This window comes from Rufibacter ruber (genome assembly GCF_001647275.1).
In the GTDB taxonomy this organism is placed as follows: domain Bacteria; phylum Bacteroidota; class Bacteroidia; order Cytophagales; family Hymenobacteraceae; genus Nibribacter; species Nibribacter ruber_C.
The window spans coordinates 24,199-40,717 of the sequence record NZ_LRMM01000020.1; the positions used below are offsets into that span (position 1 = coordinate 24,199).

The following is a 16,519-nucleotide window of genomic DNA, read 5'->3' on the forward strand; positions in this document are numbered from 1 at the left end:
TCCTGCTGCTGCTCCTGCAGGTCTGTCAGGCGGGCTCTGAGGCGGCATTCTCAGCGGCCAGCGTCTTGTTGACGTCTGTTAGCTTGAAATACTCAGAGACCTCGCTCTGGAACTCCAGCACCCGCCCCACATAGTAGTTAGATGACTGGTAAAAGGCGGCATTGTGGTAGGTGTTGCTTCGGTAGAGCAGGTACAGCGACACGCCCTCCAGCAACAGAAACAACAGGAAAGCCCTAATCCGGAAGATAAACTGAAAGAGTTTCCGCATGGGCGTGCGTAATTAGAGCTTCTTTAACTTTTTGGGTTTATTGGCGACAATGGGCAAAGTAAAGTTCTGCGGGAGCGGTTTCTGAACCTTGCAGCCGCGCTACAAAGGTGCTAAAAATGCGAAGGCAGGTTCTTACCGTGGCCATTTGCAGCGCAAAGACAAATTTAAAAAGCCCTTAGCTCAACAGCACGTTGCGGAACCCTTCAATATTCTTGACGGCCGCCCCCGTGCCCCGTACCACCGCGCGCAACGGATCTTCTGCAATGTGAATGGGCAGTTTGGTTTTAGCCGCCAAGCGCTTGTCCAGCCCGCGCAGCAACGCACCGCCGCCAATCAGGTGAATTCCGTTGTCATAAATATCGGCAGACAGTTCCGGCGGGGCAATCTCCAGCGCCTTCAGCACAGCTTCCTCAATCTTAGAAACTGATTTATCCAGCGCAATAGCAATTTCCTGGTAGGTTACTTTAATCACCTTCGGGATACCCGTCATCAAGTCACGGCCCCTGATCTCGAAGTCGGCGGGTGGGTTGTCCAGCTCGGTCAATACCGCCCCTACTTCAATTTTAATTCGCTCCGCGGAGCGCTCCCCAATCAAGAGGTTGTGCTGGCGGCGCATGTGGTCCAGAATGTCTTTGTTGAACACGTCGCCCGCTACGCGGATGGACTGGTCACACACAATCCCGGACAGGGCAATCACGGCAATCTCTGTGGTACCGCCCCCTATGTCTACCACCATGGTACCCACGGGTTGCTCCACATCAATGCCAATCCCTATAGCCGCGGCCATGGGCTCCTGGATCATCCAGACCTCGCGGGCATCTGCGTGCTCAGCTGAGTCTTTTACGGCGCGTTTCTCCACCTCGGTAATGCCAGACGGAATGCAGATCACCATGCGGTAAGACGGCTGAAACAGGCGTTTCTTGCCTTTGTCAATCATCTTGATCATGCCCCTGATCATCTGCTCGGCGGCGGTAAAGTCAGCAATCACCCCGTCTTTCAGTGGGCGGATGGTCTTGATGTTTTCGTGGGTTTTCTCGTGCATCTGCATGGCCTCACGGCCCACGGCCAACACTTTGTTGGTGGTGCGGTCAATGGCAATGATAGACGGCTCGTCTACCACAATTTTATCGTTATGGATGATCAGGGTATTGGCCGTGCCCAAATCAATCGCTATATCGGCAGTGAAAAAATTGAATAATCCCATTGGGTATCGTTAGAGTGCTCTGCAGGCAGAGTACTATATATGAAAAATAATTTCTTTACAAGGTACTACTTCCGCGCAAAATTAAGTATTTCCCGTTAATAATTTCTGTTGGGCGTAAAGCAGTTCTGTTTTTAGGCTATTTTTTAGAAAACAGGCCAAAAACAGGTTCTTCTCTTTCAGGATTTTTGAGAGTGTTGCAGGAGCTATTAAAGGCATTTGGCTTTGTTGTTTGTTTTACTGTGGCAGGAAGGAGTAGTCTGCTGCTGCTTTAGAAGTTGCTTCTTCAAGTTTCTGGAATGCGTAGTTTGCTGTTCCCTTCAGAGTATTATCTGCTGCTGCTGCTGAGGCAATTCGTAGTATGTAGTTCCCTTGGCTGGAGCGCTGTTGACTCTGCTTCACGGGCTGTGTTGTTTCATCTTTTCCGGTAAGCGCTCACGGCCGCGAGGCCCCGTCCTGCCGGTTCGCACTGCTGTTAAAACTAGGCCCTCCGGCCTTGCCGCTCACGCGGCACCGTATTAACAGAGGCGCTCACCGTCAGGACTGGTTTAGGTTCCCCTCCTGATCAGCTTCTCCTATTCTTTCTGCCTCTTCAGGTAACAGTGGCTGTTCCGCTAGCCTGAGCCAAGCTCGTGCTGCGCACATCAGTCAGAGGCAGAACTGTTAAAAGAGGAGTAGCAATGACAGAAGCGAGTACTGGGAGCAGAAGTGCCGGCAGCTGAAGCAAATAGGAGCAATCTCGTAAGTAGAAGGATTGAAACAGTCATTGTGTTTCTGGCCTGTTTTCAGGAAAACAGCCCAGAAACGCAATGGCGGTTTTCTCCCCCTATGGCGCGGAAGTTACTTCCGTGCCTTCTAACGCCAGCTGATACTCCCGCGCTGGCGCGAATCTCCGGAGTCGTGCCTACTGATGACGGGCGGTCTCCGGCTGCCCTCGCGGCGCGGCAGCGAAACCAGATATTGCTGCTTCATTCGTGCTGAAGTACCTGAGATGAAAGAAAGGATTCAGAACTCAGGACTCAAGACTCAGAACTCACTTTGATACTCCCCCTTTGAAGGGGGCGAAGGGGGATGTTTGCACAGGAGGGCGCGCATTGCAGATCAACTCCCTTCCCGGGAGGGGCAGTGGTGGGTTCCATACACCTGCCCCCGCTGTGCCGCCTGCTCAAAAGCCCTCGTAGCGTCCGGAGGACCTGCGAGCGTCTGGGTCAACAACGCCAATACAGCCCGTCACCCACTGCAGCTTTCTGTTTCCGGGCTGTTTTTCTGAAAATAGCCCGAAAACAGAAAGCCCCAGCTACTACAAGGGTAGCTGGGGCTTTCAACATCAATACAAGTGAGATTAATGTTTAAAGTGGCGTACACCCGTCATGACCATGGCCATGTTGCGGGCGTTGCAGGCATCAATAGAATCCTGGTCTTTGATGGAACCGCCCGGCTGCACCACGGCAGTGATTCCGGCTTCTGCGGCAATCTCTACGCAGTCCGGGAACGGGAAGAACGCGTCTGACGCCATCACGGCACCCTGCAAGTCAAACCCGAAGCCTCTGGCTTTCTCAATAGCTTGTCTCAAGGCATCTACCCGGCTGGTCTGCCCCACGCCGCTGGCCAGCAACTGGTTGCCGCGGGCGAGCACGATGGTGTTAGACTTGGTGTGCTTGCAAACTTTCAAAGCGAACTCCAAACCGGCCACTTCCTCAGCCGAAGGGGCGCGCTCAGTGGCGGTTTTGAAGTCAGCGGCGGTTTCAGTGGCCAGGTCTTTGCCTTGCTCAATCACGCCGTTCAACAGGGTTTTGAACAGCTTAGCGGGCAACTGCACGGGTTTCTGGCGCAGCAGAATGCGGTTTTTCTTGCCTTTCAGCAGCTCCAGCGCGTCCTGGTCATATTCCGGCGCAATGAGCACTTCAAAGAAGAGTTTGTTCAGTTCTTCGGCGGTAGCCAAATCAACGGTTTTGTTTACAATAATCACGCCGCCAAACGCAGAAACCGGGTCGCAGGCCAGGGCGTTTACGTAGGCTTGGTGCAGCGAATCGGCCACGGCCACGCCGCAGGCATTGGTGTGCTTGAGAATGGCCACGGCGGGCTGCTCCGCGAACTCCTGCATGAGCAACACAGCGGCATCTACGTCTACCAGGTTGTTGTAAGACAGCTCTTTCCCGTTCAGTTTGTCAAAAAGGGCGTCCAGATTTCCGTAGAACGTGCCGCTTTGGTGCGGGTTTTCGCCGTAGCGCAACGTCTGACTCTGGCGCTCGCTTTGCTTGAACGCCGGCGCCAACTCCTGCTCCTGGCTCAGGTAGTTGAAAATGTGCGTATCATAGTGCGAGGACACATCAAAAGCCTTGGCGGCGAATTTCTTGCGGTCAGAAAGATCAGTGCTGCCGTTTTTGGCTTGCAGCAGTTCCACCACCTCGCCGTACTGCTCGCGCGAGGACACAATCAGGACGTCCTGGAAATTCTTGGCCGCGGCGCGGATGAGGGAGATGCCCCCAATGTCAATCTTCTCAATCACGTCTTCCTCAGCGGCACCTGAGGCCACCGTTTCTTCAAACGGGTACAGGTCTACAATCACCAGATCAATAGCGGGAATCTCAAACTGCTGCACTTCCTGCTGGTCCTGTGCATGGTGTCTGCGGTGCAGAATTCCCCCAAAAATCTTAGGGTGCAGGGTTTTCACGCGCCCCCCAAAGATAGACGGGTAGTCGGTTACCTGGTCTACGGCCACCACTTCGGCGCCCAGCCCCTCCAGGAACGTCTGCGTACCGCCGGTAGAGTAAAAGGTAACGCCTTGTTTCTGCAGCTCGCGCACCAACGGCTCCAGACCGTCTTTGTAGTACACAGAGATAAGAGCCGATTTGATTTGAACGGAATTCATCTGGTTAAAAAGAAATATGGGTTAGAAAGGAATAGGCAATAACATGTACGGCATAGGCCGAAGAACTTCCTGCCAATAACTGGTCTGCCCAGCTTTTACAGACAGGCGAAGGGGCAGGCGTACGCAACAGTGGCAGGGAGGCGCGCAGGAGACACAGAATGCGTGGCAGGTGCAGTGCAAAGGGCCGTGTCTGGTGCGTCATGGGGCTGGGTGGTTAGGCGGCCGGTGTTTTTGGGCTGTTTTTGTCAGCCGTCAGCAATTCTTCCACCACGCGGGGCAAGTGGGTATGCTCCAGCGTGAGCACCCGCGCCGACAGCGTCTCGCAGGTGTCATGGGGCTCTACGGGGCAGCGCTCCTGGTAAATAGGCGCGCCCTCGTCATAGTGTTCGTTCACGTAGTGGATGGTAATGCCGGTCTCTGCTTCCTGGGCGTTGATCACCGCCTGGTGTACGTGCTGCCCGTGCATGCCCTTGCCCCCAAACTTGGGCAACAGGCTGGGGTGTATGTTGATGATCTTGTTGGGGAACGCCTGCACAAAGCTGGCGGGCAGCAGCCACAGAAAGCCGGCCAGCACAATCAGGTCTGGGTGGTAGGCCTGCACCAGCTCCAGCACCTTTCCCTCCCGTAGCATGGGCCGGTCAAACACGGCAGTTGGCACGCCAAAATTCTGGGCACGCTGCAGGGCAAACGCTTCTGGGTTGTTGGAGAAGAGCGCCACTACCTGCACATGCGGGTGGTGCTCAAACTGCTCCAGCAGGCGCTGGGCGTTGCTCCCGGAGCCGGAAGCGAAAATAACGATGTTCTTTTTGTCTGAAGAGGTACCCAAAACTGCCGGTGCTGTCAATGGAAGAGCAAATATACTGTTTCTGGGCTACTTTTCTGAAAACAGGCGAAAAACGTTTCTTTCCTGTTGTGTTGTGGAGGTAGATGGGGGTCTGTGAGGAGGTAGGCCAGTCTAGCTAAAGGGGCGGTTGTACAGGTAGGTCTAGACTTTGCTCAGCGTTCTGCATTGCCCCTGCTCTGGCACTTTGGTCGTTCACTTTACCAGGTGGTTTGTTTTTATAAGTAGGGAGGTACGGCTGCCGGGTATGTGTAGTCTGCTGTTTTCTTTGCTGGGCAGTGGCATGCAATGTCTCATCATCTGCTCTGTTCCATTGCTGCTGCAGTTGGAATGCGTAGTCTGCTGTCCCCCTGGCTGTGCGGCTGTTGACTCTGCTTCATTTACTGTGTTGTTTCATAGATTCCGCTATGCGCTCACGGCTGCGGAGCCCCGTCCTGGCGGTTCGCACTGCTGTTAAAACTACGCCTTTGGCGTTGCCTAACGGCAGCATATTAACAGAGGCGCTCACCGCCAGGACTGGTTTGGGTTCCTTCTCTGTAACTGCTTGTGCTGGTAATAGCTTGTTTGCAGGTAACAGTTGTAGTTCCGCTAGCCCGAGACGGGCCCGTGCTGCGCACATCAGTCAGGGCAGAAGTGCTAATTAACAGAGGTGCCATTAGCAGAAGTGTTGATTGTTAATAGTTGTTTGTTGGTTTATCTATTGCTGCTGGTTTGTCACTTTCTCTGGTTCAAGTTTCCAACTTGGACCTACCATGGCGGAAGCTTTCAGCTTCCATGGGGCGGCAGCCTCACACTGCTTCTGCCCTCTATAGCTCCCTCTATGGCGCGGAAGTTACTTCCGTGCCTTCTAACACTACCAGATACTCCCCCTTTGAAGGGATAGGGGATATTTACACGGGAGGGAACGCATTGCTGATCAATTCTCTCCATGCCGCAGCTTGTTAGGCGCTGCCCAGCATGGCGCTCTTCCGGATTTGCAATCAGGAAGCTGGTACACGGGGATTTGCAATCCCCGTGGCGGCACGTTTGATCTGCAGGCGCCGCAGATTGCAAATCCGCAGGTACCGTGTCCGGGATGACATATCCCTGACAGCCGAGATTTCAGAGACGAGGTCACACGCCACTTGCCCCACCCATGCCAGATCATTCCCCTCCTTTGGAGGGGTAGAGATGGGTTCTACGCATGGCTGGTCTCCCCGCTGCTCCCGGTGAGCCTAAAGATTAGCCCTATCCATGGCACGAGACGGGGGTTTCGCGCAGTATCATCATCCAACAATTAACCATTTGCCATCTGCGGTGCTTAAAAGAACTTATAGCGTCCAGAGAGAACCTGCAAACATTTGGAACAAAAGCTGTTTCTGGCCTACTTTTCCCAAAACAGGTCGAAAACGCAATTTCAAGGTTGCAGTCGGTACACTCCGGTGGGCAGCTGCTTGTTCTGAATGGGCTGATGCGCCTGCACGCGGGGCTTTTTCTCCGTCAGGTATTTCCAGTAGCGTTTGGGCATGTGCCGGAGGTGGAGCTTCCGGTTCTTCCGCTCCGGTATGTTCACATGGTCAAAGTAGACTTGCCACAGTTGCTGGTACAGTGGCTCCACCTCAGTGAGGAGGTCAGTGGGCAGTTGGCCTTTTTTGAGGCTTTTTGGCAGCTCCTCTATAGAAACCAGCTGCACCTGTTCAAGGTCATAGTACGCGCCATACGCGCGGCGCCCGTCATAAATAAGCCACGGCTGATCTGCGTAACGCTTCTCAAAATGCCCTACAATAAGGGGAAGCACGTTGAAATCAGGGTTGATGGGGGCTACAAACAAACCATCTTGGGTGCGCTGGAACCGGATGAACGCCTCCATGCGGTGTTTCTCCCGGAACATCTGCTTGCCAATGGCGGCTATTTTCTGCACCACCGGCTCTGCAAAGTTCTCCTCAATACCGCTTTGGGGGCTGGCGAAAACCAGGCGCACAAACCGGAAGAGCAGCATCTCACACCCAGGTTGCTCCCACAGATAAGTTTTATACACGTTCTCCAGCGCGGCCTGAGACAATTTCTTTGCCAACCCTTGCCACACCCGTTTGGCCTTCGCCTCCTGGGTGGGAATGAAATGGTGGGTGGCAAAAATCCCGGCCGGGGCCTCTCCCGCCTTGCCTATCTGGTCTGGCCACTCTTTGCGCTCGTACGCCTCAAAGACCACAGTGAGCAGTCCTTCAAAAGAGCCGTCATAGGTGTAGAAGTGCATGGCGCCGGGGCTGGTTGGGTCAGGAGGCGATTTTGATGAACGGGTACACAGCCTGGGCGGCGGCTTTGCGTTGGGCCGCCATCTGCCGAAGTTGCGGCACCAAGGTGCTCAGTTTGCAACGGATAGAAAGGGGAGCTACAGTTTCACGAAGGGCTACAGGTTGCATGTTGTTTGTTATTTGATGTTTGACAAAGTTTAATTTCTTTCTGACTGGCCGTTTCTGACCATGTATTGGGCGTTTAGTTACCCCGCCTGCGAGAACAGATCTAACTGACTTCCCCACAGGCCGTTTCGGTCTCCCTTTTCGCCAAAAAGGATTCTTCTCCGGATGACTTCCTCGTCCCATTCCCTTCTCTCCAAACTGCGCCCTCCGGCGGTGATAAAGTATTTCGCCCGTTTCAGCACCACCCCTATCTGGCGCAGGTGTTCCCAGGTGAGGGGGGCAAAGCGGCGGGCCGCCACTATTTTCTTCGCTGACTTCAAGCCAATGCCCGGCACCCGTACAATCATCTCATAGTCAGCAGTGTTGATTTCCAGGGGAAACACCTGGCGGTTGCGAAGCGCCCACGCCAGCTTGGGGTCAATCTGCAGGTCCAGTTGCGGGTTCTGCTCGTCTACCAGCTCATTCACGCCAAACCCGTAGAGGCGCAGCAGCCAGTCGGCCTGGTACAGGCGGTTCTCCCGGATAATGGGCGGTGTACTGATCAAAGGCAAGCGGCTGTCTGCCGTCACCGGCACATAGCCGGAATAATACACCCGCTTCAGCTCATAGTTTTGGTACAAGCCGCTGGCGAGGGTCAGAATCTGGCGGTCGTTTTCGGGGCTTGCCCCTACTATTAATTGCGTGCTCTGCCCCGCGGGCGCGAAGGCGGGGGTTGATTTAAACAGCTTCTTCTCCTCTTTCACCAGCACCAGCTGGTCTTTGATGTGGCTCATGGGCGTGAGCACCTCAGTGAAGTTCTTCTCAGGCGCCAGGGTCTGCAGGCTGGCTTCTGTGGGCAGCTCAATGTTCACGCTCAGACGGTCTGCATACAGGCCCGCTTCCCGGATCAGCTCCTCACTGGCCCCGGGAATGGTTTTAAGGTGAATGTAGCCGTTAAACTTGTGCTCCTGGCGTAGTTTCCTGGCTACGCGCACCAGCCGCTCCATGGTATAGTCTGCATCTTTGAAGATGCCTGAGCTCAGGAACAACCCTTCAATGTAATTACGGCGGTAGAAGTTAATGGTCAGGTCTACCACCTCCTGCACCGTAAAGGCCACCCGCTTCACATCATTGCTCTTGCGTGACACGCAGTAGGCGCAGTCATAGATGCAGAAGTTGGTGAGCAGAATCTTGAGCAGCGAAACGCAGCGGCCGTCTTCTGTATAGCTGTGGCAGATGCCCATGCCTTCAGCGTTGCCTAAACCTTTCCCCTCATTCTTGCGTTTGCCGCCGCTGGAAGAGCAGGAAACATCATACTTGGCAGAATCTGCCAAAATACTTAGCTTTTCTATGACGGTGTGCTGCATGGCGTATGCTAAATCTGCTCCTGAATTCGTTAGCAAGGTAAGAGACTATTTGCTAAAAAGCTAATTAAATTAGTATTATTTATTTCTAATCCTGACCCATCCCTCACTAAATAACTAATAACAATAGCAACCCATGGTTTCTTATTTTTGTCAGGAGTTTTTGCCGTATTTTTAGGGATGGAGCAAAAGGTATGTACACGGCACCGCAATTAATCTGTAAGCGCGCTGAGGGTTGGTGGGTACTGCTATTCTGCGTACTCCTGTGCTTTTGCCGCCCAACCCCTGCCACTGCCCAAACCACACCAGACACCTTGCTCTCCGCCCCTGTGCGGCCCACACCGGCCGTGGCCCCAGACACCACTGACCCCAAACGGTTCCTGCAGAAGCTACGGCATATCAGTCAGCGGAAAACCCTGTTCGGGCGGTTTGTGAAAGCGCTTGTCATTTTCAAACCCAGGCAGCAGGTTGTGCCCCTGGAGATAGAGCTGTTGCCCCAGGCTCTTGAGCAGCATACTTACAAAGTAGTCAGGTCTATTTACTTTAAGCGGCTGGAGCCTTTTGGCTTCTCTATCAATGACACCCTGGCTTTGCCAGACAACGACCTGGAGCGACTGGGCAATGCCCTGCATATGCGCACCAAACGCAGCAGGCTAAGCAACACCATTCTCTTTAAGGAGGGCGACATGCTGGAGCCGCTGGCGCTGTCTGAATCTGAACGTCTCCTGCGCCAGACAGACTATATTCTGGATGCCCGCGTCACCATCAACGACTCTACCTCTACCCAGGACAGTGTAGACGTGGTTATTTATACCCGTGACGTGTTCAGCATTAGCGGGTCCGGGTCTGCCAGCACCTCAGGCACCCGCCTTTCCCTGCGTGACATCAACTTTATGGGCGTGGGGCACCAGTTCCGTACCACGTACCGGTTTGGGCTGAGTGAACCCCAGCCGTGGCAGTTCACCGGCAGCTACCTGATTGAGAACATCTCCAGCAGTTACATCTCAGCCGAGCTGCTTTACCAGAACACGTATTATTATAAGCAGCAGAGCCTCTCCTTCAGAAGGGACTTTTACGCCACCACCACCAAATATGCCGGCGGTGCCTCTGCCGCCTGGTTCCAAACCCTGCAGCCCACCTATATTTTAGGGGAGGGCCCGCCCCCGGCCCCTAACGAGGAGTTAAGTTATATTCCGCTGAAATACTACACGCAAGACTTCTGGATTGCCCGCGCCTTCCGGCTGAAGTCCTATGACCTGGCCCGGGACAACCCCAGCCGGTTTATTACGGCCGCGCGTGTAATGAACATTAAGTACACAGAGGGAAGCGGCCCCACCATCCAGAGTGCCCGCCTTTACCTGGCCGCCTTCGGGTACAGTCTCCGGCGGTATTACAAAGACCAGTACCTGTTCGGTTTTGGCCGTACAGAAGATATTCCGGCGGGAAACCTGCTGGCCATCACCGCCGGGTTTGAAGACGGCGCTGTCAAAAACAGGCCTTACCTGGGTGTGAAAGGTGCATTTGGCAAGTACAACCCCTCGTTCGGGTACCTCTATGGGGGCGTTGAATATGGCAGCTACCGGCACAACGAGGCCTGGGAGCAGGGAGTGCTCACCTCAGAGGTTCTGTACTTCACGCCGCTTCACCGCATCCGGAACTGGCGCTGGCGTCACTTTATCTGGAACAGAACCTCTATTGGCCTGCGGCGGCCTGACTTCTTCGCTCTGGATGTAGACCAGGAAGACGGCATTAGGGGGTTCAGTTCTGCCAGCGTGCGGGGCTACCGCAAGTTTGTGCTCAACTATGAGACCAACCTTTTTTCACCGCTCACCTTGTTTGGCTTCCGGCTGGCCATCATCGGCTTTGCCGATATGGCCTGGCTGACCAATGTACAGAACCGATCCCCTTTTAAAGAGAAACCCTATACCGGTTTTGGGATTGGAGCCCGTTTCCGGAACGAATATTTGCCCTTCAACACCATTCAGATCTTACTGGGGTATTACCCAAGGCTCCCGGAGGTGGGGGGACAGCAGGAGTTTAAGATCTTCCAGACCGGCCGCCAGTACTATGATTTTAATGAGCTAAGGTTCACCCAGCCGCTGATCACAGAGTTCAGGTAGTTTCTGTTTTGGGCCTGATTTCAGAAAAACAGCCCGAAAACAGGAGCTACCTATAGTTATCTCAGGAACTTCAAATTTTTCACCACAGCCAGCCCGGCATCCCACTCTGAGCGCTTGTTCTTATTCGCCTTTTGCGCTGCAGATGCCCATGGCAAGAGCCTGTCATTGCCTTGTCATTGTCTTCCCAGGGCTGTCACTAGGCGCAAAATAGGTTTCAGCAGAACCTTTCTACTGCCAGTTGAGCTTACAGCTTCAAAGCTTAGGCAAGCTAAAACCCCCACCTACTGCCGCCCCACGGGCACCCGGAATTTACAAGTGCTAAAAAAAACGGACCCCTGTTGCAAAAAACCTGTTTTTAAAGTAATATCTCAATAAATTTTATTATTTTGCCATAGAAGTACGGGTACGTCTTGTTGTTTAAAGCTGGGAATAAGGCTTCGTTCGCGTTGGGGTGTTTCCTCTTTTGCAGCGCTGCCCGGTGTAAAGTGCTGCATAGCCCCCTTTCACCGCTTTCCTGAAAGATCAGAGGTATACATAACTCACAACCACCAAGTTTCCCAGCAGTCAAAGCACCGCCCGCCGGGAAGCCGCTCACACATTATTTTTTTCTCTGTGAAACGAAAGGCCACCGTTAGATGGATTCTGTCCTGCCTCCTGCTCTTGTTTTTGCCTGCCCTGTCCAGCGCGCAGAGCACCTCTAACAAAGGCCGTGATTTCTGGTTAGGGTACATGGCCCACTATGAGGGCACAAGGTCACAGATGAACCTGTATATCACCTCAGACAGAAATGCTGTTGTCACGGTTACCATAGGCACCCTGTCTCCTACCCAGCACAACGTCACCGCCAACCAGGTGACCATCATCCCCATACGTTCCCAGTTGGCCCACGTCTCCAGCAGCGAGGTGATTGAGCAAAAAGCCATTCATGTGACCTCAGATTTTCCGGTAGTGGTGTACTCGCACATTTATTTCACGAACAAGTCAGCGGCCACGCTGGTTTTGCCGAGCAATACCCTGGGGCGGTCTTACTACGCGATCAGCTATGACCAGCTTCAAAATGTTCAGAACGCAGATGAAGCCACCTCACAGTTAATGGTGGTTGCCCTGGAAGACAACACCACTATCAATATCACCCCAACCGCGACTACCCTGCGCGGAAATCAGGCTGGGGTAACCTTCTCCCCGCCCAGGCCTCTTATGAAAGGGGAACTGTACCAGGTTCGCTCCAAAACAGACCTTACCGGAACCAAAATTGAGTCAGTTGACACAGGAATGGGCAGTTGCAAACGGATTGCTGTTTTCTCAGGCAGCTCCTGGACAGCGGTTCCCCTTGACTGCCCGGCCACCTTAAGCGGAGATAACCTTTATCAGCAACTCTACCCTATCAGTGCGTGGGGGAAGAACTTTGTCACAGCCCCCTTCCTGAGCCGCACAGCTGGAGACGTGTTCAGGGTGCTGGCTTCTGAAGACAACACCGCCATTACTATTAACGGGAGCAGGATCACCAGAGACAAAGGAGAGTACCATGAATTTGAGAGCAAAGTGGCTAACTATGTGACAGCAGACAAACCTATCCTGTTTGCCCAGTATGCGAAAACCCAATCCTGTGACGGGGTGCTAGCAGACCCGGAGATGACGCTTGTGAACCCTGTAGAGCAAACCCTTACAGACATTACCCTATACTCTTCAAAAGACTACCAGATTTCAAGGCACTACATCAATGTGACCATGAAAACTGCTGACACCGCCTCTTTTAGGTTAGACGGCAAAAGAGTAACCTTCACCCCCATTGCCGCCAATCAAAACTTTGTCTATTCGCAGAACACTGTCACCACTGGGAACCATAGCCTGAAAGCAGACAGCGGGTTCAATGCGGTTGCCTATGGCTTTGGCAATGTAGAGTCTTACGGCTACTCAGCGGGAGCCAATGTAAACAACCTGAACCAAAACATTACAGTGCTCTCAGACAGCATCTGTGACGGGCGGGACATCCGCTTCAAAGGATTTGCCGTTTACCAGCCGCTGGCCTGGAAATGGCATTTTGGAGACGGCACCACCTCAGATGAACAGAACCCCACCCACAGGTTTCCGGGAGTTGGCACCTACACCGTCTCCCTGGTGACCACCAAGTCTAACGGAAATGACTGCGACTCCCAGGATTCTACATACATTGAGGTGGAGGTACACCCCAACCCGGTAGCAGATTTTGATTTTGCCACCGTGTGTACCAATGACAGTACCCGGTTCACAGACAAATCAACGGTTACCACAGGTGAAACCATTACCCATTGGCGCTGGGACTTTGGTGACGGCCAAACTTCTACCAAACAGCACCCGGTGCACCTGTACAAAAAACCTGGCACGTATACGGTCAAGTTACAGATCCAGACCCAGGCTTTCTGCCTAACAGATGTCTCCAAAACCATCACCATTTTTGAGCCACCCGCACTAAAATTCAGCGCAAGCTCTACCTGTGACGGCAAATCAATGGTTTTCCAAAACCAAACCACCGTCGCCGTTGGGAACGTAGTGCGCTGGGAATGGGATTTCGGCGACGGCACCACCTCCAATGAAGAGCACCCCCGCCATCTTTTCCCAAGCCACGGCACGTACACAGTGAGACTCAAAGCCACCTCTGACCAAGGTTGCTCAGAAGCCAGTAGCCTGGTGGTGACCGTAGACCCGGTTCCGGTTGTCCGTTTCAGTTTACCAGATATTTGCATAAAAGACAAGGCAGTTTTCCAGAACACCTCCTCTATCACGAGCGGTTCTCTCCGGTACTTATGGGATTTTGGTGACGGCAAAGGCACTTCAACAGACCCGCAGCCACAGTACCGTTACACAGCTGAGGGCATTTACACGGTTAAGCTGGTAGTGACCTCAGATAAGGGATGCAAAGACAGTGTTGCCCACACCTACACCATTAGTGGGGCGGTGCCAATCCCAGACTTCACGGCCTCCTCATTCTGTCAGGAGCAAGGGGTTGAATTTAAAGATGCCAGCAGCATTGCATTTGGGAACATAGTGCGGTGGCGCTGGGACTTTGGTGATGGCCGGTTCTCTGATGAGCAAAACCCCAAGCATACCTACCCCACCGCCGGCACTTATACTGTGAAACTGCGCATCTGGTCTGGCATTGTCTGCACAGATTCTGTTACCAAAACCATTACGGTTATCCCTAATCCCGAGGCAGGCTTTACCACCGCCAATGTCTGTGAGGGCGAGTTAGCGCAGTTCACCAACACCTCTACCGCCAACGGGAGCGGCACGCTCACCTATCGCTGGGACTTTGGCGATGGCAAAACCTCTTCGGCGCTAAGCCCTTCCCACCTATATGCCGCCCCAGGCAACTACACCGTCACCTTAACGGTTAGGGGTGGCAATGCCTGTGAGCAGGTTTTCTCCCAGGCGTTCACTGTTTACCCTACCCCCAAAGCAGATTTTTCCCCAACAGTGGGCTGTCTGGCAGATGAGGTATCTTTCCAGGACATGAGCAGTCTGCTCACGGGCAGGCTGGTGAAATGGGAATGGGATTTTGGTGCTGGCATTTCTTTGCAAACCCAGCACCCCAAACACAAATACGGCAGAGCCGGAAGCTTCACGGTACGCCTCAAAGTTACCTCAGACAAAGGGTGCACCCACGTGGTGAGCAAGACGGTCACCATCACCCCTACTCCTGTTGCCTCTGCGGGAGCTGACCAACTCCTTTGCGGACAAGTCACCACCCCTCTAGCGGCCAACGCGCCCGCCCCTGCCACCGGTCTCTGGACGGTGGTCAGCGGCGCTGGGGGCACTTTCTCCAACCCGTCTAACCCTAAGGCAACGTTCACCGGCACCATGGGCGAGACCTATACCTTGCGCTGGACCGTCAGCAACAGCCCGTGCGTGAGTGTACAGGATGAGGTAGTGGTCAAACTCCGTCCCACTCCTGCCGCAGACGCCGGCAAGCCCGTGATTCTGGTGGAAGGCGAAAGCACCACCCTTGCCGGTACTGGCGAAGGATCTTTGAAGTGGAGCCCAGCCTACGCCCTTAGCAACCCAGACATAGCCAACCCGGTGGCCTCGCCCATGGTCACCACTAAATACTACCTGCACGTCATGTCAGAGGCGGGTTGTCCTAACATTGACAGTGTAGAGATCAAAGTGCTCAAGAAACTACAGATTCCCAAGGCTTTTTCCCCTAACGGGGACGGCACCAATGATGTCTGGGAATTGGGTGGCATTGAAGACTACCCCAGAATCACCATTGACATCTATAACCGCTGGGGTGAAAAAATCTATTCCACCTATGGGTACCCCACCCCCTGGGATGGTAAGCGCAACGGCCAGGACCTGCCCATTGGCGCCTACTACTACATAATAGATCCGCACAACGGGCGGCCTAAGTTCTCTGGCTCTCTCACAATTCTGCGTTAACGGCATGGCCATGAAGAAACATACCTTCCTTCTTTTGCTGTTGGCGTGGCTCCCTTTTTTTGGGCAGGCCCAGCAGTTGCCGCATTACAGCCAGTACATGCTCAACCCGTTGCTGCTCAACCCCGCCCTTAGCGGAACAGACAATTACCTGGACATCCGGACGGGCTACCGCAACCAGTGGGTAGGTCTGGAAGGCGCCCCTACGTCTTATTACCTGAGCGCGCACATGCCTTTGGGGCGGTTAGACTATATCAATTCGGCCACTTCCTTTAGCCCGCGGCCTATCTCAAAGGGCAAGTACCGTAATCAGTGGAAGCCCCCCCACCGCAGCACCTCCCAGAAACCGCGCGCCCACCACGGGATAGGCGCCCTGGTGCAGGTTGACCAGGCCGGAGGGCTTAAACGGACCGATGGGCAGCTCACCTACGCGTACCACCTGCCCCTGAACGCCAACCTGAAACTTTCTGCGGGCGTGGTGGCGGGATTCACCCAGTACAGCCTGAACCGTGACCTGCTCACCTTCACCGCCGCTGGTGACCCTGTCACCACCGCCCGCGAGTACAACCGGCTCTTACCCAATGTGGGCGTGGGCGTGATGCTCTACAGCTCCCGCCTCTATGCAGGCATCTCTGTGGCCCAGGTACTCCCCACCCCGTTCAGCTTCAGAAACTCTGAACCAGAGGTACCCGCAAAACAGCAGCGGCACGTCTTCGCCCATGGCGGATACCGCTTCTTTTTAGGGAAACACTTCAGTGTAATGCCTTCGCTGGTGGTCAAACACGCCTCGCCCAGCCCGGTTTCATTTGATGCCAACACCAAGGTGTACTGGAGAGACCAGTTCTGGGTGGGAGGCTCTTACCGCCACCATGACGCCACCGTTCTCATGGCCGGTTTCCAGCTCAGGCAGCTGTTGCACCTGGGCTACGCCTATGACATGACCACCTCTGCCCTCAGCAGCGTTAGCCACGGCTCCCATGAGCTGGTGCTGGGCCTCATGCTCCGGAACAAACGGGATATCTATTCCCCTTCCCAATACTGGTAAGCCTGTTTTGGGGCTGTTTT

11 protein-coding genes are annotated in these 16,519 nt (G+C 54.1%); 3 read left to right on the forward strand and 8 right to left on the reverse strand.

What is annotated here, in order from left to right; all coding sequences use genetic code 11:
* Positions 1-25: 25 nt before the first annotated feature.
* The 8 genes from A8O25_RS23800 to A8O25_RS09800 all read right to left on the reverse strand — a co-directional run bounded on the left by A8O25_RS23800 (position 26) and on the right by A8O25_RS09800 (position 8,924).
* On the reverse strand, positions 26-268 hold the full coding sequence (locus tag A8O25_RS23800; protein ID WP_241498986.1) for an MreC domain-containing protein: 243 nt from the start codon (positions 266-268) through the stop codon (positions 26-28).
* 175 nt (positions 269-443) lie between these two features.
* Positions 444-1,472 carry a rod shape-determining protein gene (locus tag A8O25_RS09775; RefSeq protein ID WP_066834197.1) on the reverse strand — a complete coding sequence of 343 codons (1,029 nt, stop codon included), beginning with the start codon at positions 1,470-1,472 and terminating at the stop codon, positions 444-446.
* 234 nt (positions 1,473-1,706) lie between these two features.
* Positions 1,707-1,871, reverse strand: coding sequence for a hypothetical protein (locus A8O25_RS23215; RefSeq protein WP_161947731.1), 165 nt, complete (start codon positions 1,869-1,871; stop codon positions 1,707-1,709).
* Positions 1,872-2,811: 940 nt separating this feature from the next.
* Positions 2,812-4,341 carry a bifunctional phosphoribosylaminoimidazolecarboxamide formyltransferase/IMP cyclohydrolase gene (gene purH / locus A8O25_RS09780; protein ID WP_066834200.1) on the reverse strand — a complete coding sequence of 510 codons (1,530 nt, stop codon included), beginning with the start codon at positions 4,339-4,341 and terminating at the stop codon, positions 2,812-2,814.
* 214 nt (positions 4,342-4,555) lie between these two features.
* The gene (purN, locus tag A8O25_RS09785; protein ID WP_066834203.1) at positions 4,556-5,167 is read right to left on the reverse strand and encodes a phosphoribosylglycinamide formyltransferase; all 612 of its coding nucleotides are present in this window, start codon (positions 5,165-5,167) and stop codon (positions 4,556-4,558) included.
* Between the two features lie 1,411 nt (positions 5,168-6,578).
* Complete coding sequence (locus A8O25_RS09790; RefSeq protein ID WP_066834205.1) at positions 6,579-7,415, reverse strand: TIGR03915 family putative DNA repair protein; 837 nt, start codon at positions 7,413-7,415, stop codon at positions 6,579-6,581.
* A 19-nt stretch (positions 7,416-7,434) separates the two neighbouring features.
* Positions 7,435-7,581, reverse strand: coding sequence for a hypothetical protein (locus A8O25_RS23220; RefSeq protein WP_161947732.1), 147 nt, complete (start codon positions 7,579-7,581; stop codon positions 7,435-7,437).
* A gap of 77 nt (positions 7,582-7,658) precedes the next feature.
* Positions 7,659-8,924, reverse strand: coding sequence for a putative DNA modification/repair radical SAM protein (locus A8O25_RS09800; RefSeq protein ID WP_066834209.1), 1,266 nt, complete (start codon positions 8,922-8,924; stop codon positions 7,659-7,661).
* Positions 8,925-9,250: 326 nt separating this feature from the next.
* Here A8O25_RS09800 and A8O25_RS09805 point away from each other — a divergent pair, with 326 nt between their 5' ends.
* The 3 genes from A8O25_RS09805 to A8O25_RS09820 all read left to right on the forward strand — a co-directional run bounded on the left by A8O25_RS09805 (position 9,251) and on the right by A8O25_RS09820 (position 16,499).
* Positions 9,251-11,041, forward strand: a complete 1,791-nt coding sequence (locus A8O25_RS09805) for a hypothetical protein (RefSeq protein ID WP_153042687.1) — start codon at positions 9,251-9,253, stop codon at positions 11,039-11,041.
* Positions 11,042-11,653: 612 nt separating this feature from the next.
* Positions 11,654-15,457 (forward strand): PKD domain-containing protein, encoded by a 3,804-nt coding sequence (locus A8O25_RS09815; RefSeq protein WP_153042688.1) that lies wholly within the window; start codon positions 11,654-11,656, stop codon positions 15,455-15,457.
* A 10-nt stretch (positions 15,458-15,467) separates the two neighbouring features.
* A complete protein-coding gene (locus A8O25_RS09820; RefSeq protein ID WP_066834281.1) occupies positions 15,468-16,499 on the forward strand; it encodes a PorP/SprF family type IX secretion system membrane protein in 1,032 nt (343 codons plus the stop codon).
* Positions 16,500-16,519: the final 20 nt, after the last annotated feature.

Bases quoted from the DNA above. Each gene is read 5' to 3' on its own strand.
- A8O25_RS23800 (WP_241498986.1), bottom strand. From the start codon at position 268: ATGCGGAAACTCTTTCAGTTTATCTTCCGGATTAGGGCTTTCCTGTTG.
- A8O25_RS09775 (WP_066834197.1), bottom strand. From the start codon at position 1,472: ATGGGATTATTCAATTTTTTCACTGCCGATATAGCGATTGATTTGGGC.
- purH (WP_066834200.1), bottom strand. From the start codon at position 4,341: ATGAATTCCGTTCAAATCAAATCGGCTCTTATCTCTGTGTACTACAAA.
- A8O25_RS09790 (WP_066834205.1), bottom strand. From the start codon at position 7,415: ATGCACTTCTACACCTATGACGGCTCTTTTGAAGGACTGCTCACTGTG.
- A8O25_RS23220 (WP_161947732.1), bottom strand. From the start codon at position 7,581: ATGCAACCTGTAGCCCTTCGTGAAACTGTAGCTCCCCTTTCTATCCGT.
- A8O25_RS09800 (WP_066834209.1), bottom strand. From the start codon at position 8,924: ATGCAGCACACCGTCATAGAAAAGCTAAGTATTTTGGCAGATTCTGCC.
- A8O25_RS09820 (WP_066834281.1), top strand. From the start codon at position 15,468: ATGAAGAAACATACCTTCCTTCTTTTGCTGTTGGCGTGGCTCCCTTTT.